Genomic DNA, 26211 nt, shown 5'->3' on the forward strand with positions numbered 1-26211 from the left:
AGCGAAAGCGAGTCTGAATAGGGCGAATGAGTACGTGGACGTAGACCCGAAACCGGGTGATCTACCCCTGTCCAGGGTGAAGGTGCGGTAACACGCACTGGAGGCCCGAACCCACGCATGTTGAAAAATGCGGGGATGAGGTGGGGGTAGCGGAGAAATTCCAATCGAACCCGGAGATAGCTGGTTCTCCCCGAAATAGCTTTAGGGCTAGCCTCGGAAAGAAGAATCGTGGAGGTAGAGCACTGATTGGGTGCGGGGCCCGCAAGGGTTACCAAGCTCAGTCAAACTCCGAATGCCATAGATTTAGTTCCGGGAGTCAGACAGTGAGTGCTAAGATCCATTGTCGAAAGGGAAACAGCCCAGACCATCAGCTAAGGTCCCCAAGTGTGTGTTAAGTGGGAAAGGATGTGGAGTTGCACAGACAACCAGGATGTTGGCTTAGAAGCAGCCACCATTGAAAGAGTGCGTAATAGCTCACTGGTCGAGTGACTCTGCGCCGAAAATGTAACGGGGCTAAACACACCACCGAAGCTATGGCTTGATGCTTGCATCAGGGGTAGGGGAGCGTTGAATGCGGGTTGAAGGTGTACCGTAAGGAGCGCTGGACTGCATTCAAGTGAGAATGCCGGTATGAGTAACGAAAAGATCTGTGAGAATCAGATCCGCCGAAAGCCTAAGGGTTCCTGAGGAAGGTTCGTCCGCTCAGGGTAAGTCGGGACCTAAGGCGAGGCCGATAGGCGTAGTCGAAGGACAACAGGTCGAAATTCCTGTACCACCGTAATCCGTTATGAGCGATGGGGTGACGCAGTAGGGTAGTGACGCGGACTGATGGATGTCCGTCTAAGCAGTGAGGCTGATGTGTAGGCAAATCCGCATATCGTTAAGGCTGGGCTGTGATGGGGAGCGAAAATTGTAGTAGCGAAGGTCATGATCTCAGACTGCCAAGAAAAGCCTCTAGCCAGGAGAAGGTGCCCGTACCGCAAACCGACACAGGTAGGCGAGAAGAGAATTCTAAGGCGCGCGGAAGAACTCTCGTTAAGGAACTCGGCAAAATGACCCCGTAACTTCGGGAGAAGGGGTGCCTCGGTAGGGTGAATAGCCCGAGGGGGCCGCAGTGAAAAGGCCCAAGCGACTGTTTAGCAAAAACACAGGTCTGTGCGAAGCCGCAAGGCGAAGTATACGGGCTGACGCCTGCCCGGTGCTGGAAGGTTAAGGGGAGTGGTAAGCTCGCAAGAGCGAAGCTATGAACCGAAGCCCCAGTAAACGGCGGCCGTAACTATAACGGTCCTAAGGTAGCGAAATTCCTTGTCAGGTAAATTCTGACCCGCACGAATGGCGTAACGACTTGGGCGCTGTCTCAACGAGAGATCCGGTGAAATTTTAATACCTGTGAAGATGCAGGTTACCCGCGACAAGACGGAAAGACCCCATGGAGCTTTACTGCAGCTTGATATTGAATTTGGGTACGATCTGTACAGGATAGGTGGGAGCCGTCGAACTTTGAGCGCCAGCTTGAAGGGAGGCATCCTTGGGATACCACCCTGATCGTATCTAGGTTCTAACTTGGTACCGTAAACCGGTGCGAGGACAGTGTCAGGTGGGCAGTTTGACTGGGGCGGTCGCCTCCTAAAGAGTAACGGAGGCGCCCCAAGGTTCCCTCAGAATGGTTGGAAATCATTCGAAGAGTGCAAAGGCAGAAGGGAGCTTGACTGCGAGACCTACAAGTCGAGCAGGGACGAAAGTCGGGCTTAGTGATCCGGTGGTACCGCATGGAAGGGCCATCGCTCAACGGATAAAAGCTACCCTGGGGATAACAGGCTTATCTCCCCCAAGAGTCCACATCGACGGGGAGGTTTGGCACCTCGATGTCGGCTCATCGCATCCTGGGGCTGAAGTAGGTCCCAAGGGTTGGGCTGTTCGCCCATTAAAGCGGTACGCGAGCTGGGTTCAGAACGTCGTGAGACAGTTCGGTCCCTATCTGTCGTGGGCGTAGGAAATTTGAGAGGAGCTGTCCTTAGTACGAGAGGACCGGGATGGACGTACCGCTGGTGTACCAGTTGTTCCGCCAGGAGCACCGCTGGGTAGCTATGTACGGAAGGGATAAGCGCTGAAAGCATCTAAGCGTGAAGCCCCCCTCAAGATGAGATTTCCCAATTAGTAAGACCCCTTGAAGACGACGAGGTAGATAGGTTGGGGGTGGAAGTGCAGTAATGCATGGAGCTGACCAATACTAATCGGTCGAGGGCTTATCCTAAGATAAAGCGCAATGAGTTTCGGATCCAGTTTTCAGGGTGTAACCTTGAAATTGCGCTTGATATTCCAAATCACTTTGTTGAGATACAGAATAACTTGCGGAGTTTTGCTAAGTGAGTCCATTTATATGGAGAGATACCCAAGTGGCTATAAGGGGACCCTCTGCTAAGGGGTTAGACTGCGAAAGTGGTGCGAGGGTTCGAATCCCTCTCTCTCCGCCATTTAGGACAAGCTAGCGAAATATTATGTTATGGCGGTGTAGCTCAGCTGGCTAGAGCGTACGGTTCATACCCGTGAGGTCGGGGGTTCGATCCCCTCCGCCGCTACCATACATACCCAGGAGGCTTAGCTCAGCTGGGAGAGCATCTGCCTTACAAGCAGAGGGTCGGGGGTTCGATCCCCTCAGCCTCCACCATTGTGCCGGTGTAGCTCAACTGGTAGAGCAACTGACTTGTAATCAGTAGGTTGGGGGTTCAAGTCCTCTCGCCGGCACCATTTTTGAATTTTGAAAAATCCAGGGAACTGTGGTGTAGAGGCCTAACATGCCTGCCTGTCACGCAGGAGATCGCGGGTTCGAATCCCGTCAGTTCCGCCATTTTTCAATTCAATAGTTTTACCGTACTAAAGTGGGAAGGGGTATCCCTCCGCACTTTATTTTTTTGTTAATGGATATGGCTCGGTAGCTCAGTCGGTAGAGCAGAGGACTGAAAATCCTCGTGTCGGCGGTTCGATTCCGTCCCGAGCCACCTTTATATGGAGGATTAGCGAAGTGGCCAAACGCATCAGACTGTAAATCTGCTCCCTTACGGGTTCGGTGGTTCGAATCCATCATCCTCCACCAGTTTTACGAGCCATTAGCTCAGTTGGTAGAGCACCTGACTTTTAATCAGGGTGTCGAAGGTTCGAGTCCTTCATGGCTCATCAGAAGTCATCAACTATAGGTTGATGGCTTTTTTTGTATTGTTTTAAGTTATGTTTTTATATAGCTTTTTTATTTTACGGTATCGACAGGTTATAATGAGTTCATTATGTTCGCTTAGTGCTTATTCTATATTCTAAAAAAAAGTGAAGTGGTGATCGCGTGACTCTGGATACAGAATGGATTCAGCAACAGCTTCAGAATATTATTCAAGCGCCTTTTACCATAGTGCCTTGGTGCCCGGAAATGATGGCAGAGGGAGAGACAGCCGATTCAGTTATTCCGGATAGATCGTTTGTCCGTGACAACAAGTTATATTTTCCATTTCGTGCGTCGGCAGGTGAACTGGCTGCATTTGTGGTAGAGGCCAGATATTTGACGGATCGAGAACGGAAACTGGTAGAAGCGCTATTGGGGAACATGGAGCAGGTCTGGCAGAACGGTCCACAATTGTCGGATAACCCGGTTTATAGCGAGGAAGAGCGCATGAATCGTTATGGACAATGGCTTATACAGCAGGCTGCCAATCTAAACAAGGAAGAAGAGGTTCCAGATGAATTGCAGCTTCGTGATTCGCTATCAGCGTGTATGGTTCCGATTTTACTGAATGGCGAGGGAACACAGGAGGGGGCTATTACTTATACCCAGCTCCATCGATTGTTCGCGAGCTATTTTGGAGGGGATGTGCTGCTTACTCCATTGGACAAACAGTCTTGGCTGATTATGGCTAAAAAGGAGCTTTTATTAGGAGCGGACGATGAACGGGATAAAGACACTGAGTCCAGGGATGCAGATTTTACGGAATCGTTGGAGGAGGTTCTCACGGCTTTTAGCTTGGGTCTATATGAGCTTATTGCGAATGAGTGGGTGGGTGTATTCCATTTGGCGGTTTCTAAGCCTTCAATCCCTTTGCAAAGTCTTCCCCAAGAGCTGAATTTGTTATGGGAGACCATACATTTGGGCAAGATTTTTCATGTAACAGAGCACATCCACTTTTCATGGGAGCTTCATTTGGAAAGGCTGTTAAACCGCATTTCCAAGGAACAACGCGTATTATTTTTAGAGCAGGTAATGAAGTCATCTGTCATACTAGAAGACTCAGAAACGATGGCCACATTAGACATCTTTTTTCAACTGGATTGTAATGTGAGTGAGACAGCTAAGCGTCTATATGTGCATCGAAATACGTTGATTTACCGTTTGGACAAGATCAAACAGGAGACTGGATTGGACGTGCGGACGTTTAATGATGCGGTTTTAGTCAAGCTCTATCTTCTATTGTACAAAGTGACAAAAAGGAAATAGCATTTTTGTGCAGTTTGCGAATAGCCATGCTACGGGGACTAGGATAAGATACAAGTAAGAAATGTATTCGATTTCATAACTTGATCTTAGGGAGGCAAAAGCTATGGCTGGTGTACGTTTAGAGCATATTTTCAAAAAATATCCGGGTGCAGATAAAGCTACGGTTGTTGATGTCAATTTGGACATTCAAGATAAAGAGTTTCTCGTGTTGGTTGGTCCTTCCGGTTGTGGTAAATCTACTACGCTCCGTATGATCGCTGGTCTAGAGGAAATTTCAGACGGTAAATTGTACATTGGAGATCGTGTTGTGAACGACGTGGCTCCAAAGGACCGCGATATCGCGATGGTATTCCAATCCTATGCCTTGTATCCGCATATGAATGTATATCAAAACATGGCTTTTGGTCTGAAACTCCGTAAGGTGAAGAAAGAAGAAATTGACAAACGTGTACGTGAAGCGGCTAAAATCCTTGATATTGAGCATCTGCTGGACCGCAAGCCGAAAGCGTTATCAGGTGGTCAACGCCAGCGTGTTGCCTTGGGACGTGCGATTGTGCGTGACCCGCAAGTGTTCTTGATGGATGAGCCACTGTCCAACTTGGATGCCAAGCTGCGTGGTCAGATGCGTGCGGAAATCACGAAGCTGGCTAAGCGTCTGGAAACGACTGTTATCTACGTAACCCATGACCAGGTCGAAGCCATGACGATGGGTGACCGGATTGTAGTTATGAAGGATGGTATTATCCAACAAGCTGCATCCCCAGATGAACTGTACAACCGTCCAGTGAATCTATTCGTAGCTGGTTTTATCGGCTCTCCTACGATGAACTTTATCACAGGTAAGCTGGTTGAAAAAGAAGGTGCATTGCATTTTGCTGCGCCGGGTCTGGATCTGTTTGTACCAGAAGGTAAAGGACAGATTTTAAAAGCGAAGGGCTATATCGGGAAAGAAGTGATCTTGGGTATCCGTCCTGAGGATATTCATGAAGAGCCTGTATTCTTGGAGGCTTCTCCGAATACGATCTTTACATCCACTGTGGATGTAACGGAAAACCTCGGTCATGAAATGCTGTTGTACCTGAGCGGTGCTGGAAATGATACGATTATTGCCCGTGTAGACGGACGCTCCAATACTCGTGATGGTGTCAAAGCGAAGTTGGCTGTTGATATGAACAAGGTTCATATTTTTGATAAGGAATCGGAATTGAGTGTTCTGGTTGGCGAATAAAATTTGCCTCTGGAAGAGAGTCGCAGTTTTCCCCGAGCGGAGAACTGCGACTCTTTTTATATATCGCATACGGCTACTAGCTTCGGCATTGCATTCATTGGAAAATTCCGATACGATGGGTACAATGGACAGGTCTAGATGTAGGTTCGTTGGCAGGAGTCCTAGATGGGATCAACCCAGCTGGCGGAATGGAGCTAGCCTGGAACCATATGTTAAATCAAGTGGAGTGTGCATTGGCGCAGGATAGACTGGCGTTGGGTTGTATGGTTAATAGGGTAAAGCTACATAAATCAAGTGACGTATAGAATCTGGTTTTGCAGATGAAGGGGAGAATAAAATGGCTAAACAGGTAAAGGTATCCGAGCTTGTACAGCAGTTTCAAATGGAAGTTATTTCCGGTGAAAAAGGTCTGCGAAGACTGATCACAGTGGACGATTTAAATCGCCCAGGTCTGGAGATGGCCGGGTATTTTGAATATCATACACAAGAGCGGGTACAGCTTCTGGGAAGGTCTGAGTTGGCTTTTCTGGGAATGCTTCCTCCTGAGGAACGCCGGGATCGGATGGAGCGTCTGTGTACAGAGCTGACTCCATGCATTATCGTCACACGTGGTCTAGAGGTACCGGCTGAGTTAGTGGAGGCGAGCGCAGAGCGAGATATTCCTGTACTGCGCACTAATATGGCGACGACGATTTTATCAAGCCGCATCACAGGCTTTCTCGAAAGAAAGCTGGCTCCTACAGCAACTATTCATGGTGTACTGTGTGACGTGTATGGCGTGGGAATGCTTATCACAGGAAGTAGTGGAATTGGTAAAAGTGAAACGGCACTGGAACTGGTTAAACGTGGACATCGCTTGGTAGCAGATGACGCGGTAGAAATTCGGCAAACGTCCGATTTTCAGCTGCATGGTACAGCACCTGAGCTGATCCGTCACCTGTTGGAAATTCGTGGCGTGGGCATTATTAATGTGATGACGCTGTTTGGGGCCGGTGCAGTTCGTAATAACAAACGGATTACATTGGTTGTTCGTCTGGAGGCATGGCAGCAGGACAAGCAGTATGACCGTCTTGGTCTTGATGAGGAAACGACACGCATTATTGATACAGATGTTCCACTGGTTACGATTCCAGTTCGTCCGGGCCGAAACTTGGCTGTTATTATCGAGGTGGCGGCGATGAACTATCGTTTGAAACAAATGGGTGTTAATGCAGCCCTGCAATTTACAAACAAGCTGACTGCTACAATTTCTGAAGATATGGAAGAGATGGATTAAGGTTTGTTCGTTTGCAAGGAAGAACGAGGAGTGAGAGAAACATATGTCAACGGCAACATTACTGCTGAATCCGATCGCTTTTTCAATCGGGGCAATCAAGGTCCACTGGTATGGGCTTATTTTGGGGCTGGCGGCGCTTGTGGGTTTATATCTTGCCATCCGTGAAGGAAAAAGATTCGGTATTCCGCAGGACTTTTTTATGGATATGCTGCTTCTGGGTGTTCCCTCAGCTATTATTGGAGCGCGTATTTATTATGTAGCCTTCAAATGGGAAGACTACCGAGATAATCTATGGGATGTTTTTAAAATTTGGAATGGCGGTATTGCGATATACGGTGCCTTGATCGGGGCCATTATATGTGCGGTCATTTATTTCCGGTATAAAGGGTATAACTTCTGGCGTATCGCTGATATTTGTGCACCAGGCCTACTGATCGGTCAAGCGATTGGACGCTGGGGTAATTTTGTCAATCAGGAAGCCTACGGTGGACCGACGGAAGAGACATTCTTGCGAAATCAGCTCCATCTGCCGGATTTCATTGTGAATCAGATGAACGTTAACGGGGTGTTCCATCACCCTACATTTTTATATGAATCACTGTGGAGTATTGTAGGTGTGATTTTGCTGCTCGTCATTCGTCGTATGAAATTTGTGCGTGCAGGCGAAATGTTTGCATTTTACTTCATTTGGTACTCAATTGGCCGTTTCTTCATCGAGCGTGTACGGACGGACAGTTTGGCTTTTCAGGGACCGGATTGGCTGGCTTCCTTTGTGAATGCTTTGTGGTCTCCTATGGTATGGCTAGGGTTTGAACCAGGGCATCTGGACCCGAGTTACGGTAATGTACGGATCTCGCAATTGCTGCCTATCTTTATTGTTGTAGCTGCGGTGATTTTCATTTTGGTTCGTCGCCGGAAGGGTACATCTGTTGCTCGATATAGCGATCCGATTATCTCCAGCAAAGCAGGAATTGATCAGGTACCTGACGTGATGCCAGAGCAGGTATCCCGTCCAGGACAGGACGCGGTTCCTCCAACAGCTACGGCGGATAAGCTACCTAAGGAAGACACGGACGAGGACAAGAAGGAGCATCTATGATAAATACAATTTTGTTTGATTTAGACGGCACCATCATGGATACGAATGAGCTGATCATCAGCACATTTCTACACATTTTGAATCATCCGGATGCTGATCCGCTGACGCGGGAGCATATTATTCCTCATATGGGTGGAACGCTGGACGATCAACTCCGTACTTTTTCGGGATTAACGGATGTATCTAGGTTGGTTAAGGACTACCGTGCTTATAATCAGATTCATCATGACCAAATGGTGAAGCCATTTCCATATGTCATTGAGGTCATTCAGGAGTTGCGTGCGAGAGGGATTAAGCTGGGGGTTGTGACAACCAAAATACGACCATCCACGATACGTGTACTTAATCTGTTCAATCTGACTTCCTCAATGGACTATATTGTAACGGTAGACGATGTGGAACATCCAAAGCCACACGCTGAACCAGTGCTCAAGGCCTTGACAGGTTTGAATGCTGAAGCAGAGCACACATTGATGGTCGGAGACAGTTCTTTTGATATTTTGTCAGCTCAGGCAGCAGGTGTGAAATCGGCTGGTGTAGCTTGGTCGCTCAAGGGCGAGGAAACTCTGCGCGGATATGGGCCTGACTACATGTTGCATGATATGCGGGATTTGCTGAAGCTGGAGCTTCAAGGTGTCAATGTATCGTGAGAAGGGTGAACCGCTATCCTGTAGAAGGTCCCAATGCGTTGTGGCAGATTTATCGGACGGTGAGCCGCTGGAAAGGCATTAAGAACTTTATTTTTATACAGATTGCCCGGTATTGTCCTGTGCTTTCTCTGAAAAACGTCATTTACCGCAGAGTGCTGGGGATGAAGGTGGGGCAACATGCGGCCTTCGGCCTGATGGTGATGGTGGATGTTTTTTTTCCGGAGCATATTACGATAGGGAACAATTCGGTCATTGGATATAACACAACGATACTGGCTCACGAATACCTCATACAAGAGTATCGTATCGGTAAAGTGGTGATTGGTGATCATGTGCTGATCGGCGCCAACACAACCATTTTGCCGGGTGTCACCATCGGTGACGGAGCTATCGTAGCAGCCGGAGCGGTCGTGCATAAAGACGTGCCCGCAGGTGCATTTGTAGGTGGCAATCCGTTGCGTGATTTAAGACGCTCTGGTGTGGATGAGTAGGAAATAGCACAATAAGGAAGACCCCTTATGTATTAAGGGGTCTTCCTTATTGTTGTTTTTCTGTATAATAAGTGGGGTAATGCATGTTAATTATGTTTAAAAATTGATAACAGACATATTTGCAAAGCGATATGGGAGCGTGTTGATTTGGTCAAAAAAGAACGTATACCAGAGCTTGATGTTTACCGGGGAATATTAATTGCAGCCGTTGTTACCATTCATGCGACTTCAATGGCTTTAATTGATGCGCGCCATTCTCTATTGTTTTACCCTTTTCTATTTTTAAATATGTTTAGTAGCTTTGCGGTGCCAGTATTTATTTTTGTGAGCGGGTTTGTTTTATTTTACAATTATGTCGATAGGCCGCTTCGTGGTAAGAATATGCTTATATTCTTCCGAAAAAGACTGATGTTTATTGTGTTGCCGTACGTTTTGTTTTCTCTTGTGTATTATTTGACCTTGGTAACACGCGGGTTGATGCCGCTCAGTGATCTTCCGCTCGTGCTGTTAACGGGAAAGGCGTACACGCATTTGTATTATGTCATCATCATCATCCAATTTTATTTGGTCTTCCCACTGTTGTTGTGGGGAGTGCAGCGCTTATGTCATTGGATATCGAGTCCACGGAGAGCAGCCTGTATCATTTTGGCAGTAGGGTTAGTCATTCAATGGGGGTTTGTATTGCTGAACAAATATGTTTGGCAAGAGGAAAGAGGAAGTCTCGCGATTACGTATATCAGTTATTTTGCCTTGGGCGCAGCTGTAGCGATTGGATATGAAGGGTTTAAAAAGTGGCTTTTTCCGGTGTCAGGTACAGTAATTAGACGCGGACAGTTGATCAGTTGGTGGGGCTTGTGGGTGGCTTGGCTACTCCTGGGTATAGCATATGTACAAATATGGTTTGTAGCATATCGCGAAGCCATCTATGCAGACTCGCTGATCTATGAACTGCTCCATAATGCATATGCCCTCGTCTCAGCGCTGGTGCTGTTTCAGTTCTCGGTTTTATTATATCGTCATGCTAACGATAGGCTGCGAATGTTAATCAGCTGGCTGGGCTCATGCTCATTCGGCATTTATTTACTTCACCCGGCGTTATTGAGAGTATATCGCAAGCTGGATTTGCACGGAACGCCAGTAGAATATATCTTCTCTGTTGCGGGTGGATGGTTGTTGGCGTTGTTTGGCTCATGGTTGATTGTGACGTTGTGTTTTCGATATGTACCATTTGCATGGATCGGTTTGGGCACGGTTCCGAAGTTTCCTTCCCGGAGTAAAGATGAACAAATAAATAGCTAAATATTTTGATTGATTGGACTGTTGGCTTAAGGCTGGCAGTCTTTTTTTTAGGATTCGTGTATTTTGCATTGGATAAAATATAGAAAGGGGCAGCGGCTTGGCGAATCTGTAAAAAAGGGCTGCTCCGTTCGGTTGACGTTCACAAGTAGAGCATGATAATATATCGAATATACTTTAGTTTGTTAGCACTTTACCATGATAAAGATATTGTGAAATCATGAGGTGATAGAAATGTCTAAGCCAAAAGGATTCGAAATCCCTGTAGGGGTTCGAGATTATCTTCCACGTGCAGTGTCGAAGCTGCGGGCCATTGAACTGAATGTACTCGAATGCATGGAGCGCTGGGGTTACCGCCAGATTATGACGCCTACGATGGAATACTACGATACGGTGGGAGTGGCTAGTTCTACTTCCGATCGAAAGCTGTTTAAATTACTCAATAACCGGGGAACCACATTGGTGCTGCGATCGGATATGACCGCTCCCATTGCGCGGGTGGTATCTTCGCTGCTAAAGGAAGAGGAAGTACCACTCCGACTTTCCTACCACGCAAATGTATTTCGGGCGATTGAGGAAGAGGCAGGAAGAGAAGCGGAGTTTTTTCAGACAGGTGTGGAGCTGGTAGGTGATGATTCGCCTGAGGCTGATGCAGAAGTTGTAGCATTGGCTATTGCATCATTACAGGCGGCAGGAGTGGCCTCTTTTAAAATTGCCATGGGACATGTGGGATTTCTGAACGGCTTATTTGAGGAAATCATTCCAGGCCGTCAGGCTGAACAACAAGCGCTAAAGGAACTGTTGCTCAGTCGTGATGTAGTGGGCTACCGAACAGCGATTGAAGCTTTGGGCTTGGCTCCCGAACATCGGGATAAGCTGGAAGCTATTCTTCGGTTGCGCGGTGGAAAAGAAATTTGTGACCATGCTACCCGTCTTAGTGTGGAGCAGCAGACGATTCGATCCATTGCACATTTGTGCGAGGTGTGGGAAGTACTGGAGGCATACGGCGTATCTGAGCATGTGTTAATCGACCTTACCATGATCGGGGATTTTTCATATTATACAGGAATGACTTTTGAGGGCTATGCGGCGGAGATTGGGTTCCCGGTATGCAACGGGGGTCGCTATGACAATCTGCTTCAGCAGTTTGGTCGATCCGTACCTGCAACGGGATTTGCATTGAAGACAAACCGGATCGTCGATGGTGTGGATGGTATCCAAATGGAGACGAAGCTTCCTGTACTTATCCGTTATGACGAACAGGGACGCCAAGAGGCGTTATCTGCAGCGGCACAGCTACGCGCAACAGGTCTTACTGTAGTAACAGGGCTCACGGGCGGACCGGAAGATCGACGTCGTGAGCAGCAGGGGCTGTACGCAGAGGTATACAGCTATACAGCCGAAGGAAGAGAGCCAGTACAAGGGGGGAACTGCCATGACAGAAACATTGAAAGTAGCCATGCCCAAGGGAAGGATTTATAAGCAGGCTTCCGAGCTGTTTCGCCAGGCGGGGGTTCCAATTCCACTGGATGTGGACGAAACGCGCAAGCTGGTCATTCCACTGCCTGAGCTAGGCATGGAATTTATTATGGCGAAGCCCGTCGATGTTCCTACGTATGTAGAGTACGGGGCGGCGGACATCGGCATTGTGGGCAAGGATGTTTTGCTGGAAGAGAACAAGGATGTGTATGAACTGCTGGATCTCGGGATCGCCCGTTGTCGGATGTCAGTGATTGCTTTACCAGATTGGCAGCCAGGTATTCGTCAGCGGGTCGCTACAAAGTATCCGAATGTGGCTTCCCAGTATTTTCGGGAGCAAGGCCAACAGGTGGAGGTTATTAAGCTGAATGGCTCCATTGAGCTGGCGCCGTTAATTGGTCTGGCAGACCGCATTGTTGATATGGTAGAAACGGGGCAGACCTTGCGGGAGAATGGATTGGTCGAGCAGATCAGCATACTGGATATTACCAGTCGCCTGATTGCGAATCGGGTCAGCTACCGGATGAAAAACAGCTCGATTCAGGCTTTGTGTGATCGATTGCATCAGGTGATTCCCAATGCGGTGGCACCCCGGGAGTAAATGGACTAAAGGAATAAGCCAAGGTTTAAAGGAGCATTCTGCAAGCTGCAAGTAAGGGGGAATGGACAAATGAAGATTGTATCAGCCCGTGATTTCAGTCTCCAACGGGAGGTGGATTACGGCACACCTGAGCAAAATGAGGCTGTGCGTACCATTATTCAGTCGGTACGCCAAGAGGGGGATGAGGCTGTCCTGCGGTATACGCAATCGTTTGATGGTGTATCGCTGATCGCAGAGCAACTTCGTGTGACGGAGGAAGAATTGAAGGCGGCATATGACAAGGTAGAGCCTTCTTTTTTACAGGCGATTCGAGAGGCGGCGGATAATATCCGTGCTTTTCACATGAAGCAAAAACGTAATTCGTGGATGGATTTACAGCCGGATGGTAGCTTGCTCGGCCAAATTATCCGACCGTTGAAACGTGTAGGCGTGTATGTTCCGGGCGGTAAAGCGGCCTATCCATCCTCTGTGCTGATGAATGTCATTCCCGCTCAGGTGGCTGGTGTACCTGAGATTGTCATGGTGACACCCCCGGCGACAGGCGGCAAGGCAGGGATAGATCCATATACACTGGTAGCTGCGGCAGAGGCTGGTGTAACGGAAATATATAGGGTTGGCGGAGCGCAAGCGATTGCTTCCCTCGCTTATGGAACACATAGCATTGAACCAGTCGATAAAATTTGCGGTCCCGGTAACATTTATGTAGCGCTGGCGAAGCGCGAGGTGTACGGCGCGGTGGATATCGACAGTATAGCGGGACCAAGTGAAATTGTCGTGTTGGCTGACGACACGGCGAATGCCTCATATGTAGCGGCTGACCTGCTTTCACAGGCGGAACATGACGAGATGGCCTCAGCCATACTGGTTACGCCCTCGCAACGCTTGGCCGAAGAAGTATCAGCTGAAGTACAGCGCCAATTGGCAGAGCTGCCGCGCAGAGATATTGCTGCTGCATCGTTGGAGGCTTACGGGGCTATCATTGTCGTCGACACTTTGGAAGAGGGCATCCATATTGTAAACCGACTGGCACCAGAACATTTGGAAATTATGACAGAGCAGCCGATGGAGCATGTAGGTCTGATCGAAAACGCGGGAGCTATTTTCCTGGGAGCGTACAGCTCGGAGCCAGTAGGCGATTATTTTGCCGGACCTAACCACATTATTCCGACGAATGGAACGGCACGTTTTTCCTCGCCAGTGGATGTTGATGATTTTATCAAGAAGTCGAGTATGATCTATTACAGCAAGGAAGCGCTGCTGCGCAATGGAGAGACGATTATGCAGCTTGCCCGCCATGAAGGACTGGAAGGTCACGCACGGGCGATACAAGTTCGATTGGACAATGAAAAGAAGGCGGTGGATGGCAATGGGGAACGAAAATAACGTAGCAGGACGTACAGGCAGTGTCAGCCGAAAGACGAACGAAACGGATATTCAGCTATCTTTTGCAGTAGACGGCACAGGGCAAGCTGAGATTGAAACGGATGTTCCTTTTCTGAATCACATGCTGGACTTGTTCACCAAGCACGGACAATTTGATCTGAATGTGCAGGCCAGAGGGGATGTTGATATAGACGATCATCATACCGTAGAGGATATTGGTATTTGTCTGGGACAGACCTTGCTGGAAGCATTGGGTGATAAAAAAGGAATTAAGCGCTATGCCAGCGTCTTTGTACCAATGGATGAGGCGCTCGCACAGGTTGTCATTGATCTGAGTAACCGACCTCATTTTGAGTATCGTGCGGAGTATCCATCACAGCAGGTAGGGAGCTTTTCGACAGAGCTGGTGCATGAATTTCTGTGGAAATTTGCGTTGGAGGCTCGCATGACGCTACACGTCATCGTTCACTACGGGCAAAATACCCACCATATGATTGAGGCGGTGTTCAAAGCGCTGGGACGTGCACTGGATGAAGCGACATCCATTGATCCACGGGTGACGGGAGTGCCTTCAACGAAGGGAGTGCTGTAGCCTATGTCCATTGCCATTGTGGATTACGGCAGAGGCAATCTGCATAGTGTGAGCAAGGCGGTTGAGCGTCTTGGCTATGAGGCTGTAGTAACGGGAGAGGCCCAAGTGATTCGTTCCTCCAGCGGTGTGATTTTGCCGGGTGTAGGGGCATTCGGGGACGCTATGGAGCATTTGCGTTCCAGCGGATTGGATCGGGTGATTCAGGAGGTTGCAAGTGCCGGACAACCACTGCTCGGTGTTTGTCTAGGAATGCAACTGTTGTTCACTCGTGGTGAAGAATACGGCAGTCACGAAGGGCTTAATATTTTACCAGGCGAGGTTGTTCGGTTTGCTCCTGATCTGGGGGTTAAAGTGCCGCATATGGGCTGGAATCGTCTGCGTATGACTCAGCCGAACCACCCGTTGTTACAGGGCTTGGAGGAAGGACATGTGTATTTTGTACATTCCTATCATGCGAAGCCGGAGGCCGAAAGTGACCTACTGGCGGTGACTGACTACGGTGGGCCCGTAACGGCTATCGTGGGCAGAGGCCATGTATATGGCATGCAGTTCCACCCAGAGAAAAGCGGGGAAATGGGGATGCGGTTGCTTCGACAGTTTTTGGAACTAGCGGAAGCGGAAAAGCGAGCGTAACGATTCGTGTGTCTGTAGTTGATGGTACGCCAACATGGTCGTTGATGGATTTAAAGGCATATAGATGTTGAATAGCTCACAAGGGGGTCATACTTTGTTCACGATATACCCGGCGATTGATATTCGCGATGGCAAATGTGTACGACTGGTACAAGGAGATTATAGCCAGGAGACGATATACAACGAAAACCCGGTGGAGGTTGCCCAAGAATGGGAGCGTATGGGCGGCTCCTACATTCACTTGGTTGATTTGGACGGTGCTAAAGCAGGTCAACCGGTGAACGATGAGCTCATTGGGCGCATCGCTTCTGCGGTGCAAGTGCCTGTACAAGTGGGTGGCGGCTTGCGTACACGTGAACATGTGGAGCAGCTGTTGTCGCTGGGCGTGAGCCGTGTGATCTTGGGTACGGCAGCGATTGAGGATCGTGCTTTTACGGAAGCGGTATTGGGTACCTACGGTGATCGGATCGCCATTGGTCTGGATGCACGGAATGGCTATGTGGCCACGCGCGGATGGCTTGAAACCTCGGAGGTTCGAGCGGATGAATTGGCTGCTGAGTTGGCCTCCAAGGGAGCGGAAACGTTCATTTTTACAGACATTTCCCGCGACGGAATGATGCAAGGCCCGAATGTGGAGGCTATCGTAGCGCTTGCGAAAAGCAGTGGACGAACCGTGATCGCTTCCGGCGGTGTCAGCAAGATGGACGATCTGATCACGCTGAGCACCTATGCGAAAGAGGGTGTAGGCGGTGCTATTGTGGGTAAGGCATTGTATACAGGCAGCATTGATTTACAGGTAGCCGTACAAGCTGTAGCAAAGGCATAGGGGGAGTAGGCATGCTGGCTAAACGTATTATTCCCTGCTTGGATGTAAAGGATGGCAGGGTGGTTAAGGGCGTTAATTTTGTGAACCTACGCGATGCAGGTGATCCGGTGGAATTGGCGGCGCTTTATGACCGGGAAGGGGCAGATGAAATCGTATTTCTGGATATTTCTGCTTCAGTTGAAGGGCGTGCCACCATGGAAGAAGTAGTTCGTCAGACAGCCGGAGAGATAGCCATTCCTTTCACCGTAGGTGGCGGGATATCTCATGTCGATGATATGAAACGCATTTTGCGTGCCGGGGCTGATAAAATCGGCGTAAATACGGCGGCTGTCCGTAATCCTCAGCTGATTGCGGAGGGTGCGCGCAGCTTTGGCTCACAATGTATCGTTGTTGCCATTGATGCCAAGTACAACGAGGCGTGGGGCGAGTGGGAAGTATATACCCACGGAGGCCGCACGCCATCTGGTATTCGCGCCTTGGCCTGGGCCAAGGAAGCTGAACAGTTGGGAGCCGGTGAGATTCTGCTAACCAGCATGAATGCGGACGGAACCAAGGACGGATTTGACCTGCCGCTGACTTATGCGGTATCGGATACCGTTGGAATTCCAGTTATTGCTTCTGGCGGAGCAGGCAAACAGGAGCATTTCTATGACGTGTTTACGGCGGGCAGAGCGGATGCTGGATTAGCAGCAACGATTTTTCACTATAAAGAAATAGGAATCCCTGACCTAAAACGGGATTTGAAGCGCAGAGGAGTGGAGATACGATGAGCAACGAATTGAACCAACAGCTATCTCTGGAGCAGATACTGGATAATGTCCGCTGGAATGAGGTGGGTCTTGTCTCGGCGATTGTGCAGGATGATGCCACCCTTCAGGTGCTTACGCTGGCCTACATGAACCGCGAGTCGCTGAAACTGTCTTTGGAGTCGGGAGAGACCTGGTTCTGGTCTCGTTCCAGACAGGAGCTGTGGCACAAGGGGGCTACTTCAGGGAATACGCAAAAAATCACTTCCATCCAGTTGGATTGTGACGGTGATGCTCTGTTGATACGTGTCATTCCGAACGGTCCTGCCTGTCATACAGGAGCAACGAGCTGCTTTTTCCGTGATATTTCCGCGCCAGGGACGGCTGTAGCACCTGTTGCAGGAAATGCAGGAGACCACACGCTGGTAAATCAAACCGATGATATTTCCAATGCTTCAGCAGACCGCTTTGAGGTACTTGCCCAGCTGGAGGCGATTATTAAGGAGCGCGAAGAGACACGTCCTGAAGGGGCCTATACGACCTATCTTTTTGATAAAGGTGTAGACAAAATCTTGAAAAAGGTTGGCGAAGAAGCATCCGAGACGATCATTGCCGCCAAAAATAAAGATAATGATGAACTGCGCCTGGAGGTTAGCGACCTGATTTATCACCTGCTGGTGCTGTTGCAGGAGCGCAAGCTACCGCTAGATCACGTGCTGGCTGAGCTGAATCGCCGTCATGAACGACCTCGTCGTGATTAGTACGATTTGTTGTAGTGTTGAAAGGGGGAGGATCGCATGAAAATTGACTATCATACGCATCACGCCCGCTGTGGGCATGCCATAGGGAGTCTGGAAGAGTATGTACAGCAGGGAATTCGGCTGGGGCTGGATCAGCTCGGCTTGTCCGATCACATGCCACTACTGCATGTAAAACCGGCTGACTATTACCCGGAAATGGCGATGCCTATGGAGGAGCTGCCCCGATACGTGGAAGAATGTTTGGAACTGAAGGAACGTTTTAAAGAGCAAATTGATATTCGTGTTGGCTTGGAAGGCGACTACATTGAGGGCTGGGAACGAGAAATCGAAGATATCATCACCGCGTATCCCTGGGATTATGTGATTGGTTCCGTCCATTTTCTAGGTGAATGGGATATCACGGACTTCCGTCAGGTACACTATTGGGAAGGCAAAAATGTGCTTGAGGTGTACCGCACGTATTATAATGCGGTTTCTAAGGCGGCAGCTACCGGTTTGTATGACATCATGGGGCATTTGGATGTCATTAAGCGCTTCGGCTATCATCCGAAGCCGGAGGAAATGGAGGAGCTGCGTGAACTGGAGCGCTCCGCACTCTCAGCCGTTGCCCGCAGCGGTCGGGCGATGGAACTGAATGCATCAGGGCTTTCGAAGCCCTGTGCTGAGATGTTCCCGAGCCACCGCATGCTGGACGAAGCTTTTTCGCTAGGCATCCCGCTGACCGTAGGATCGGATGCCCATGATCCGGCGAAGCTGTCCGAGCACTTGGAGAAGGCACGCGCGCTTCTATATGAAGTCGGCTATCGCGAGCTTGCCGTATTTCAGCATCGCGAGCGCTCGCCGGTGCCGCTGACGCTTTAATTATTACGTTTATTGGGTCTAAGTATCATATCCAGTGGCTAGCCGAACGCTCCTTATTTATACAGGGAAAAGCGTTCGGCTATTTAGCGTATTCTTGTATATATATCTATCGTATACGAGCATATATCCGTTTTTTGGAATGAGGTAGGATCGACTGTCAAGTCGTTTTGAAGTTGTGGTATACTGAAGGGTATGAACATGTCAGTTACTTTTAAAGGAGGTGCCTTGGTTATTTATGAAAGGGAAACATCTGCGAGTATCGGAACCTAGCCCTAAGATTATTGCTTTGCGTTTCGACGCATCTTTCTTTTTTGAGAAAGCTGTGCGCTCGCTTGATCGCAATCATTATGACAAGGCATTGAAATATTTTCGCAAAGCCGTTGAATATGAACCGGATAATCCGGTGAATCATTGCAATATGGCGGGTATATTATCAGAGATGGGGGATTATGCAGGTTCGAATGAGATCCTGTCCTCTGTTCTGAGTGACGTAGACTCGTCGATGACAGAGTGTTATTTCTATATGGCGAATAATTACGCTAATATGGAGCAGTTTGAAGAAGCGGAGAAAGCATTGGTCACGTACCTGGAGGAGGACGAAGAAGGCCAGTTTCTTGATGAAGCGGAGGAAATGATGGAGCTGCTGTATTATGAGCTGGACCGTCCAACGAAGCTGAACCGCATTAAGGCCCGGCAGGGAGTAGTAGAGCATGATCAGGCTCGTGTCCTGCTGGAGGAGGGGAAATTTGCTCAGGCAGCCCAGTTGCTCAAGCAAATTTCAGAGGAACAACCGGATATGTTCGCTGCGCGAAATAATCTGGCGTTAGCGTATTACTACATGGGATTGTTCCAAAATGCTAAGGCTACCATTATTCAAGTGTTGGAGGATGAGCCGGGGAATTTACACGCATTGTGCAACTTGGCGATCTTTTATCAGCACGAGGGCGGCGGCCCGGAATTGGATCGTCTGGTGCAGACTTTGGCGGTCACTATACCGTTTCAGGAGGAGCAGGTATTCAAGCTGGCGACCACTATGGGCATTCTCGGACGCCATGAGGAGGCCTACAGACATTTCCGCAGGTTGCTTCATGGCGATGGAGAGAACAATGCGGACGCTTCTTTGTACCATTACACGGCGGTAGCTGCCAGCAATACGGGAAGATATGCGGAAGCACGGCGGTTGTGGAGTCATTTGCAAAAGCAGGATGCTTCCTCGGAAGTTCCGCGGTTTTTCCTGTCCCGACTGGAGGAACTCCAGCAGGAGGGTACACCGCTGCAAGTGCTCAGCTATCATTATCATCTCCCGTTTGAGGAGCAATTCCGCATGTGGGAGAAGTTTGGTGCTGACCAGGTGCCTGACAGCATGAAGAAGGACCCGCTAATCCGGTCATCCTTCTTCTGGGCCTTGCGCCACGGGGACCGGGCGACTCAGCTTCAGGTCATTCAGGCGTTAAGCTTGATCGGTGATGATGAGGTGCGTCAGGCACTGGAGTCCTTCGTAGAAGACCCGGACCAGGAGGATGAGCTGAAACGCCGTGCCTTGCAAGTATTGCAAGAGCTGGCGGAGCAGGGTGAGCAGAAAATGTACCCGGAAACGGAACGTTCTGATCAGTTGGAGGTTGAGAACGATCCTCATACAATTGAAGGTGATGTATCTGCCTCCCCGGTTGATCCACAATGGCAGGCAGTGCTGGATAAGGTACTGACCGTTATGAGCAAGCCATCCGATCCGGTCATGCAGCACGACTTGAGATCGCTGTGGCTGGAGTATTTGGATCGGCTTGCCCCGGAAGTTCCGATGGTTCAGCATACTGAGGGATGGGCAGCGGCGCTGGAATATTTGACTGCCAAAATGCATCATCATTCAGTCACCTATCAGGAAGTAGCCGATCGCTATGGTATTTCCGTATCGACCGTAAGCCGCTATGCACGCCAGATTGACAGCGTGTGTGGTATCAAACAGAAGCTGAAGCAGCCGCTCTCCACGTTTAAAAAGCAGGTCTGAGACCTGCTCCAAACATCACTTAAAGGAGGCAACAAACGTATGTATAAATCCATAATTATTGGTACAGGTCCTGCAGGCTACACAGCGGCTATTTATTTGGCACGTGCTAACATGAATCCGCTGATCATTGAAGGGATGCAGCCCGGTGGGCAGCTTACTACAACGACCGAAATTGAAAATTTTCCGGGTTTTGAGCAAGGTATCCTCGGGCCTGAACTGATGGATAATATGCGCAAGCAGGCTGAACGTTTTGGCGCTGAATTTACTTCCGGTTGGGTAGAGGAAGTGGATTTTAGCAAACGTCCTTTTAAAGTGAAGGTAGAGGGTAAAGGCATCATTGAGGCGGAGTCGGTCATTATTGCTACAGGTGCGTCCGCCAAATATCTTGGTATTCCGGGTGAGCAGGACAATGTAGGTCGCGGAGTCAGCACTTGCGCAACTTGCGATGGCTTCTTTTTCCGCGGGAAAAAGATTGTCGTGGTTGGCGGTGGCGATTCAGCCATGGAGGAAGCGAGCTTCTTGACCCGTTTTGCTTCCAGTGTAACCTTGGTCCATCGTCGCGATGAGTTGCGGGCATCCAAAATTATGCAAGATCGCGCGCGTGAGAACGAAAAAGTACATTGGGCATTAAACCGGACTCCTCTGGAAGTTGTGACGGGAGAATCTGGTTTAAAGGGTTTGAAGGTACACAATAATGAGACCAATCAGGATGAGCTGATTGAGGTAGATGGCGTGTTCGTAGCCATCGGGCATACACCGAATACAGGTTTCCTGAACGGACAAATCCATACGGATGAACACGGCTATATTGTAGTGAAGCCAGGCACAACGGAAACGAACATCCCCGGAGTTTTTGCCTGTGGGGACGTACAGGATAATCGTTACCGTCAAGCGATTACGGCTGCGGGAACGGGCTGTATGGCGGCTATGGACTGCGAGAAATATCTCGAAGGCAGTGCTGTTCACGACTGGAGCGAAACACTGGATCAATAAAAGCGTGTCTATAGTACACAAAAAGGCTAACGGGAGAGCGAAGGAAACCTCTGTTATGCCACATCTTTTGTTCAGGAAGAGAAAGCCTGCTGCGTTTGCACGGGCTTTCTCCTTTTTATGGGTGCATAAGGTTAAAAGTTCCTCTAATCGTACACTTTTCAACAAGGAAGTGTCCTTGACCGTAACGAGGGCTTCAATTATAGTTGGAACGTAGGATTACTATTATGAAGTAGGAATTATAAGCATATATTTCATACCAGGTTTTTAAGTAAACATAAAGGTGGCTTGGAACATGTCTGAAAGTATCTATGTGGGTGTCGATTTGGGCGGTACAGCGATTAAAGTAGGCATTTGTAATGAGAACGGACAGCTTTTGCACACATACGAGGGACCAACCGAAACCGATAAAGGTGTAGATGTTGTCATTGGTAATATCGAAAAATATGTGCGGCACATTGTTGAGGAATCTCCTTATGAGTGGGATCAACTCAAGGGTGTCGGTGCAGGCGTTGCAGGTTTTACGAATGTTCGTGATGGTATTATTGTCCTCGCTCCTAATATTGGCTTTCGTGACGTACCGATCCGTGCGCTCCTAGAGAACCGGATTGGCAAGCCTGTGAAAATAGACAATGATGCGAATGTTGCTGCGCTAGGTGAGGCTTGGGCTGGTGCAGGCAAAGGCATCGAAAACTGCGTATGCTATACCCTGGGAACAGGAGTAGGTGGCGGTATTATTATAAACGGTAGAATATACCAAGGTTCTTCAGGCATGGCCGGGGAAATTGGTCATATCAGTGTCGTACCTGATCTGGAGGCAATTCAGTGTGGATGCGGCAAAATGGGTTGCTTGGAAACTGTATCTTCTGCAACAGGCATCATTCGTATGGCCAAGGATGCTGTGGAACGTGGCGACCGGACCTCTCTGGCGCTGGAGGATCAAATTGCCGCCAAGGAAGTATTTGATGCTGCTAAAGCCGGGGATGAAGTCGCACTGCGTATCGTGAACCGGGCTGCCTTTTATTTGGGGAAATCCATGGCAGCGGTTGCCGCTGTGCTTAATCCAGAGTTGTTTATTATAGGCGGCGGTGTTTCTAAAGCAGGCGACTTTTTGTTTGAAGAGATGCGTCGCGTATACGCCAAGCTGGCACCTGAACCGCTTCAAAAAGGTGTATATATCGTACCAGCGGTGTTAGGCAATGACGCGGGTGTTGTAGGGGCTGCAGGGTTGCTGCTACGCTCCTGACCACAGGTTACTGATAATACGGGTACTGGCATAGAGCGAAGAAGCAAAAGGAGAGGGAAGTCCATATGACAGATAACCTAAAAAATGCTGCGCCGTGGGCAACGCTCATTATTATTACGGGGATGTCAGGCGCAGGGAAGACCATTGCGGTTCAGAGCCTGGAAGACTTGGGCTTCTTCTGCGTTGATAATTTGCCCCCTGTACTGATTCCCAAATTTGCCGAGTTGATTGAGCAGTCGAACGGTAAAATAGGCAAGGTGGCACTCGTAATTGATTTACGCGGACGAGAATTTTTTACTGCCTTGTCGGAATCGTTGAATTATATTAAAGATCATTTTACGATTCATTGTGAAATTTTATTCTTAAATGCGAATGATGGCGTTCTCGTACAGCGGTATAAGGAAAGCCGTAGACGTCATCCGCTGGCTCCAGACGGCATGCCTTTGGATGGGATTCGTTTGGAGCGCAAGATGTTGGAAGAACTAAAAAGCTCAGCTACACAGGTTATTGATACAAGTGTGATGAAGCCTGCAACCTTAAAGGCGAGGATTATTTCACGATTTTCTCATCTGGAGAGTAGTATGCTCTCCGTGAATATTACTTCTTTTGGCTTCAAGTATGGTATTCCCATTGATGCCGATCTTATATTCGATGTGCGCTTCCTGCCTAATCCCCACTATGTGGACCAACTACGTCCCCACACGGGACAGGATAGCGATGTATATGATTATGTCATGAAATGGCCCGAGACTCAGGCATTCTTGACCAAGTTGCTGGATATGTTACACTTTTTGATTCCGCAATATCGCAAAGAAGGCAAAAGCCAGGTCATTATCGGCATTGGCTGTACTGGTGGTAAGCATCGTTCTGTTGCAATATCGGAGTATTTAGGAAAAATGCTGGGTGCCAGCGAGACAGAATCTGTTTCTGTTTCGCATCGGGATGCTGATCGGGACCGGCATTAATGAGGTGAAATCATGAAAGAGACCGGATCACAACGGGAGCGCCCACGTATTGTTGTTATGGGCGGCGGAACCGGCTTGTCCGTCATGCTGAGGGGCTTAAAGCAAAAGCCGCTGGATATTACGGCTATTGTTACAGTCGCTGACGATGGCGGAAGCTCCGGGATTTTGCGCAGTGAGCTGCAGATGCCCCCTCCAGGGGATATTCGCAATGTGCTGACTGCCTTGGCTGACGTGGAACCAGTGATGTCAGATATGCTGAAATACCGTTTCGGTGCGGGATCAGGATTGTCAGGCCATAGTCTGGGTAATCTGATTTTAGCAGCGATGACCGATATATCGGGAGATTTTGTAACGGCGGTGCGTGAGCTTAGCCGTGTATTTGCTGTCCGGGGACGTGTGCTGCCAGCAGCCGAAGAAGGCGTTGTGCTAAGCGCCGAAATGGAGGATGGCACGGTGATTACCGGAGAGTCCAAGATCCCGGAAGCGGGCGGACGAATCAGACGTGTCTTTCTTGAACCGACTCACGTGGAGCCGTTGCCTGAGGCTGTAGAGGCCATTAATGAAGCTGATGCGATTTTGATTGGCCCCGGCAGTCTATATACCAGCATATTACCGAATTTGCTTGTACCTAAACTCGCTGAAGCTGTAGTAAAATCAGACGCTATCAAAATATTTGTCTGTAACGTTATGACCCAGCCTGGTGAAACCGATGGCTATACAGTAGGAGACCACCTGCAAGCTATTTTTGAGCATGTAGGGCATCATCTCTTCGACTATGTCATTGTAAATAACGGAGAAATTCCACCCCAAGTACAGGAAATGTATGCCGAGCAGGGAGCCAAGCCAGTTCAAGTAGACATGGGCGAGCTGACCGACCGGGGATATAAAGTGGTGGCAGATACATTAGTTCTGTTCCGCACCTATTTACGGCATGATGCCGACAAATTGAGCCAGCATATTTACCAATTGGTACAAAACTGGATATTAAGAAGGAGGTGAGTCCCTTGTCCTTTGCGGCACAAACGAAAAAAGAGCTTACGATGATTGAAAGCCAGTCCTGCTGTGAGAAAGCGGAACTATCTGCGCTCATACGTATGCTCGGATCCGTACAACTGTCGAATAAAAGGGTAATATTGGACGTGTCCACAGAAAATGCCGCGATTGCAAGGCGGATTTACTCCTTGATCAAGAAGCATTTTCAACTTCATATCGAACTGCTTGTACGGAAAAAAATGCGTTTGAAAAAAAATAATGTGTACATTGTCCGTATTCCTAATGGTGTGCAACAACTGCTAAAGGATCTTTATATCGTCTCAGAAGGTTTCTTGTTCACAGACGGGATTAATCGGGATATTGTTCGGAAAAACTGTTGTAAGAGAGCTTACTTACGGGGCGCCTTTATGGCAGGTGGCTCTGTTAACAATCCTGAAGGATCGTCTTACCACCTTGAAATTTCTTCGATGTATGAGGAGCATTGTCAGGCACTCGTTGATCTTGCGAATGAGTTTCATCTAAATGCTCGCTGTATTGAGCGAAAAAAAGGTTTTATTCTCTACATCAAGGAAGGCGAGAAGATCATTGAGCTGCTTAGCATCATTGGGGCGCATCAAGCCTTGTTCAAATTTGAAGATGTACGTATTATGCGTGATATGCGCAATTCCGTGAATCGTATTGTTAATTGTGAAACGGCTAATTTGAACAAGACAATCGGAGCTGCTGTCCGGCAAATTGAGAATATTAAGTTGCTGGAGAGAGAAGTTGGCTTGGAAACCTTGCCGGATAAACTGCGTGAAGTGGCAGAGGTTCGGCTCGCTCATCCCGATTTGAATTTGAAAGAAGTCGGGGAAATGCTTAAAGGGGTCGTGAGTAAATCGGGTGTAAATCATCGACTTCGCAAAATTGATGAGATGGCTGACAAAATCAGGGGCGAAAATGGCCTGATTCCGTAAAAAGAATGTCGGTGGGGCTTTTAGCCCCGGTTTTTTTAGTTTTTTTTCTAGTGTCTGTCCCGGGTTAATGTTATAATGTGATAAATAAAATGGAGTAAGTAGTGTCCAGATTTATTTGATGAGGGGGTAAGCTGACATGTCAAAACATCCGGTAGTCGTACGCTTGAAAACAGGACTGCACGCCAGACCTGCTGCGTTGTTCGTACAGGAAGCGAATAAATATTCATCCGAGATTTTTGTGGAAAAAGATGACAAAAAGGTTAATGCCAAGAGCATCATGGGGATTATGAGTCTTGCCATCAGTACAGGTACTGAAATCAATATTAGTGCTGAAGGTGCGGACGCCGAACAGGCTGTAAACGCTTTAGTAAGTCTGGTTAGTAAGGTAGAGCTGGAAAATCAATAAACAAAGAATTGCTTGTAATATAGTGTATGATCTTAGTAAAAAGCCCCTTTGGGGCTTTTTTTATATCCAGAAAAAAGTCTTCGAACACTCCTCAGTCAACTGTTTTATGTATAGATTTATTGGATATAGAGACCGTATTAAGTTCAAACTATAAATAATGAAAATCCTCGTGGTCATGCTCTGTTTCGGAAATTTGTACGCTTGGCTGCAACCTTTTTCCGTCTTTTCCGTCTGGAAGGTACAAACATTTA

Annotated in this window: 23 protein-coding genes, 8 tRNA genes and 1 rRNA gene (1 of these 32 only partly in view); all 32 read left to right on the forward strand. The window is 48.5% G+C overall.

The window, feature by feature from the left end:
* Positions 1-2254 (forward strand): 23S ribosomal RNA (locus MKX46_RS16260) (it extends 674 nt beyond the left edge of the window).
* Positions 2255-2382: 128 nt separating this feature from the next.
* Positions 2383-2474, forward strand: a tRNA-Ser gene (locus MKX46_RS16265).
* Between the two features lie 31 nt (positions 2475-2505).
* Positions 2506-2582 (forward strand) — tRNA-Met (locus MKX46_RS16270).
* A gap of 10 nt (positions 2583-2592) precedes the next feature.
* Positions 2593-2668: transfer RNA gene (locus tag MKX46_RS16275), tRNA-Val, on the forward strand.
* 4 nt (positions 2669-2672) lie between these two features.
* Positions 2673-2748, forward strand: a tRNA-Thr gene (locus tag MKX46_RS16280).
* A gap of 23 nt (positions 2749-2771) precedes the next feature.
* Positions 2772-2848 (forward strand) — tRNA-Asp (locus MKX46_RS16285).
* Between the two features lie 78 nt (positions 2849-2926).
* A tRNA-Phe gene (locus MKX46_RS16290) sits at positions 2927-2999 on the forward strand.
* Between the two features lie 9 nt (positions 3000-3008).
* Positions 3009-3094: transfer RNA gene (locus tag MKX46_RS16295), tRNA-Tyr, on the forward strand.
* Between the two features lie 7 nt (positions 3095-3101).
* Positions 3102-3174: transfer RNA gene (locus tag MKX46_RS16300), tRNA-Lys, on the forward strand.
* A gap of 160 nt (positions 3175-3334) precedes the next feature.
* Positions 3335-4477 carry a PucR family transcriptional regulator gene (locus MKX46_RS16305; RefSeq protein ID WP_165149384.1) on the forward strand — a complete coding sequence of 381 codons (1143 nt, stop codon included), beginning with the start codon at positions 3335-3337 and terminating at the stop codon, positions 4475-4477.
* Positions 4478-4580: 103 nt separating this feature from the next.
* On the forward strand, positions 4581-5705 hold the full coding sequence (locus tag MKX46_RS16310) for an ABC transporter ATP-binding protein (protein ID WP_029519022.1): 1125 nt from the start codon (positions 4581-4583) through the stop codon (positions 5703-5705).
* Positions 5706-6042: 337 nt separating this feature from the next.
* Positions 6043-6981, forward strand: coding sequence for an HPr(Ser) kinase/phosphatase (gene hprK / locus MKX46_RS16315; protein WP_029519020.1), 939 nt, complete (start codon positions 6043-6045; stop codon positions 6979-6981).
* 43 nt (positions 6982-7024) lie between these two features.
* The gene (gene lgt, locus MKX46_RS16320) at positions 7025-8080 is read left to right on the forward strand and encodes a prolipoprotein diacylglyceryl transferase (protein ID WP_318628126.1); all 1056 of its coding nucleotides are present in this window, start codon (positions 7025-7027) and stop codon (positions 8078-8080) included.
* Positions 8077-8730 carry a pyrophosphatase PpaX gene (ppaX, locus tag MKX46_RS16325; RefSeq protein WP_341071461.1) on the forward strand — a complete coding sequence of 218 codons (654 nt, stop codon included), beginning with the start codon at positions 8077-8079 and terminating at the stop codon, positions 8728-8730. Before lgt ends, ppaX begins: the two co-directional genes overlap by 4 nt.
* Positions 8727-9221, forward strand: a complete 495-nt coding sequence (locus tag MKX46_RS16330; protein WP_029519016.1) for an acyltransferase — start codon at positions 8727-8729, stop codon at positions 9219-9221. The genes ppaX and MKX46_RS16330 overlap by 4 nt, the downstream gene beginning before the upstream one ends.
* Before the next feature lie 147 nt (positions 9222-9368).
* The gene (locus MKX46_RS16335) at positions 9369-10520 is read left to right on the forward strand and encodes an acyltransferase (protein ID WP_341071462.1); all 1152 of its coding nucleotides are present in this window, start codon (positions 9369-9371) and stop codon (positions 10518-10520) included.
* A gap of 231 nt (positions 10521-10751) precedes the next feature.
* Positions 10752-11999, forward strand: a complete 1248-nt coding sequence (locus tag MKX46_RS16340) for an ATP phosphoribosyltransferase regulatory subunit (protein WP_341071463.1) — start codon at positions 10752-10754, stop codon at positions 11997-11999.
* Positions 11953-12597, forward strand: coding sequence for an ATP phosphoribosyltransferase (hisG, locus tag MKX46_RS16345; protein WP_029519011.1), 645 nt, complete (start codon positions 11953-11955; stop codon positions 12595-12597). The genes MKX46_RS16340 and hisG overlap by 47 nt, the downstream gene beginning before the upstream one ends.
* A gap of 69 nt (positions 12598-12666) precedes the next feature.
* Positions 12667-13980, forward strand: coding sequence for a histidinol dehydrogenase (gene hisD, locus MKX46_RS16350; RefSeq protein WP_341038300.1), 1314 nt, complete (start codon positions 12667-12669; stop codon positions 13978-13980).
* Positions 13964-14572 (forward strand): imidazoleglycerol-phosphate dehydratase HisB, encoded by a 609-nt coding sequence (gene hisB, locus MKX46_RS16355; protein ID WP_341038301.1) that lies wholly within the window; start codon positions 13964-13966, stop codon positions 14570-14572. The genes hisD and hisB overlap by 17 nt, the downstream gene beginning before the upstream one ends.
* A 3-nt stretch (positions 14573-14575) precedes the next feature.
* The gene (gene hisH, locus MKX46_RS16360) at positions 14576-15205 is read left to right on the forward strand and encodes an imidazole glycerol phosphate synthase subunit HisH (protein ID WP_341038303.1); all 630 of its coding nucleotides are present in this window, start codon (positions 14576-14578) and stop codon (positions 15203-15205) included.
* 94 nt (positions 15206-15299) lie between these two features.
* The gene (gene hisA / locus MKX46_RS16365) at positions 15300-16031 is read left to right on the forward strand and encodes a 1-(5-phosphoribosyl)-5-[(5-phosphoribosylamino)methylideneamino]imidazole-4-carboxamide isomerase (RefSeq protein ID WP_341071465.1); all 732 of its coding nucleotides are present in this window, start codon (positions 15300-15302) and stop codon (positions 16029-16031) included.
* Positions 16032-16042: 11 nt separating this feature from the next.
* Positions 16043-16801, forward strand: a complete 759-nt coding sequence (hisF, locus tag MKX46_RS16370; protein ID WP_341071466.1) for an imidazole glycerol phosphate synthase subunit HisF — start codon at positions 16043-16045, stop codon at positions 16799-16801.
* On the forward strand, positions 16798-17538 hold the full coding sequence (hisIE, locus tag MKX46_RS16375) for a bifunctional phosphoribosyl-AMP cyclohydrolase/phosphoribosyl-ATP diphosphatase HisIE (RefSeq protein WP_069012126.1): 741 nt from the start codon (positions 16798-16800) through the stop codon (positions 17536-17538). The genes hisF and hisIE overlap by 4 nt, the downstream gene beginning before the upstream one ends.
* Positions 17539-17574: 36 nt before the next feature.
* A complete protein-coding gene (gene hisJ, locus MKX46_RS16380) occupies positions 17575-18399 on the forward strand; it encodes a histidinol-phosphatase HisJ (RefSeq protein WP_341071467.1) in 825 nt (274 codons plus the stop codon).
* A 235-nt stretch (positions 18400-18634) separates the two neighbouring features.
* A complete protein-coding gene (locus tag MKX46_RS16385; RefSeq protein WP_165149358.1) occupies positions 18635-20404 on the forward strand; it encodes a tetratricopeptide repeat protein in 1770 nt (589 codons plus the stop codon).
* A gap of 39 nt (positions 20405-20443) precedes the next feature.
* Positions 20444-21397: a thioredoxin-disulfide reductase gene (gene trxB, locus MKX46_RS16390; protein ID WP_029518998.1), complete on the forward strand. Its 954-nt coding sequence runs from the start codon at positions 20444-20446 to the stop codon at positions 21395-21397.
* Between the two features lie 292 nt (positions 21398-21689).
* Positions 21690-22640, forward strand: coding sequence for an ROK family glucokinase (locus MKX46_RS16395; RefSeq protein ID WP_029518997.1), 951 nt, complete (start codon positions 21690-21692; stop codon positions 22638-22640).
* 65 nt (positions 22641-22705) lie between these two features.
* On the forward strand, positions 22706-23605 hold the full coding sequence (gene rapZ, locus MKX46_RS16400; protein ID WP_013308254.1) for an RNase adapter RapZ: 900 nt from the start codon (positions 22706-22708) through the stop codon (positions 23603-23605).
* A gap of 12 nt (positions 23606-23617) precedes the next feature.
* A complete protein-coding gene (locus MKX46_RS16405; protein ID WP_341071468.1) occupies positions 23618-24604 on the forward strand; it encodes a gluconeogenesis factor YvcK family protein in 987 nt (328 codons plus the stop codon).
* A 5-nt stretch (positions 24605-24609) separates the two neighbouring features.
* On the forward strand, positions 24610-25554 hold the full coding sequence (whiA, locus tag MKX46_RS16410) for a DNA-binding protein WhiA (RefSeq protein WP_341071469.1): 945 nt from the start codon (positions 24610-24612) through the stop codon (positions 25552-25554).
* A gap of 136 nt (positions 25555-25690) precedes the next feature.
* Entirely contained in the window at positions 25691-25960 is a 270-nt protein-coding gene (locus MKX46_RS16415; RefSeq protein WP_013308257.1) for an HPr family phosphocarrier protein, read from the forward strand.
* Positions 25961-26211: the final 251 nt, after the last annotated feature.

The sequence above is a fragment of the Paenibacillus sp. FSL P4-0113 genome (genome assembly GCF_038009305.1).
Taxonomy (GTDB): Bacteria; Bacillota; Bacilli; order Paenibacillales; family Paenibacillaceae; genus Paenibacillus; species Paenibacillus polymyxa_D.

Coding starts and splice junctions, on each gene's coding strand:
- hisH (WP_341038303.1), top strand. CDS start 14,576: ATGTCCATTGCCATTGTGGATTACGGCAGAGGCAATCTGCATAGTGTG.
- hprK (WP_029519020.1), top strand. CDS start 6,043: ATGGCTAAACAGGTAAAGGTATCCGAGCTTGTACAGCAGTTTCAAATG.
- MKX46_RS16310 (WP_029519022.1), top strand. CDS start 4,581: ATGGCTGGTGTACGTTTAGAGCATATTTTCAAAAAATATCCGGGTGCA.
- hisB (WP_341038301.1), top strand. CDS start 13,964: ATGGGGAACGAAAATAACGTAGCAGGACGTACAGGCAGTGTCAGCCGA.
- MKX46_RS16405 (WP_341071468.1), top strand. CDS start 23,618: ATGAAAGAGACCGGATCACAACGGGAGCGCCCACGTATTGTTGTTATG.
- hisF (WP_341071466.1), top strand. CDS start 16,043: ATGCTGGCTAAACGTATTATTCCCTGCTTGGATGTAAAGGATGGCAGG.
- MKX46_RS16395 (WP_029518997.1), top strand. CDS start 21,690: ATGTCTGAAAGTATCTATGTGGGTGTCGATTTGGGCGGTACAGCGATT.
- hisD (WP_341038300.1), top strand. CDS start 12,667: ATGAAGATTGTATCAGCCCGTGATTTCAGTCTCCAACGGGAGGTGGAT.
- hisIE (WP_069012126.1), top strand. CDS start 16,798: ATGAGCAACGAATTGAACCAACAGCTATCTCTGGAGCAGATACTGGAT.
- trxB (WP_029518998.1), top strand. CDS start 20,444: ATGTATAAATCCATAATTATTGGTACAGGTCCTGCAGGCTACACAGCG.
- lgt (WP_318628126.1), top strand. CDS start 7,025: ATGTCAACGGCAACATTACTGCTGAATCCGATCGCTTTTTCAATCGGG.
- rapZ (WP_013308254.1), top strand. CDS start 22,706: ATGACAGATAACCTAAAAAATGCTGCGCCGTGGGCAACGCTCATTATT.
- hisG (WP_029519011.1), top strand. CDS start 11,953: ATGACAGAAACATTGAAAGTAGCCATGCCCAAGGGAAGGATTTATAAG.
- MKX46_RS16415 (WP_013308257.1), top strand. CDS start 25,691: ATGTCAAAACATCCGGTAGTCGTACGCTTGAAAACAGGACTGCACGCC.
- MKX46_RS16340 (WP_341071463.1), top strand. CDS start 10,752: ATGTCTAAGCCAAAAGGATTCGAAATCCCTGTAGGGGTTCGAGATTAT.
- hisJ (WP_341071467.1), top strand. CDS start 17,575: ATGAAAATTGACTATCATACGCATCACGCCCGCTGTGGGCATGCCATA.
- MKX46_RS16385 (WP_165149358.1), top strand. CDS start 18,635: ATGAAAGGGAAACATCTGCGAGTATCGGAACCTAGCCCTAAGATTATT.
- ppaX (WP_341071461.1), top strand. CDS start 8,077: ATGATAAATACAATTTTGTTTGATTTAGACGGCACCATCATGGATACG.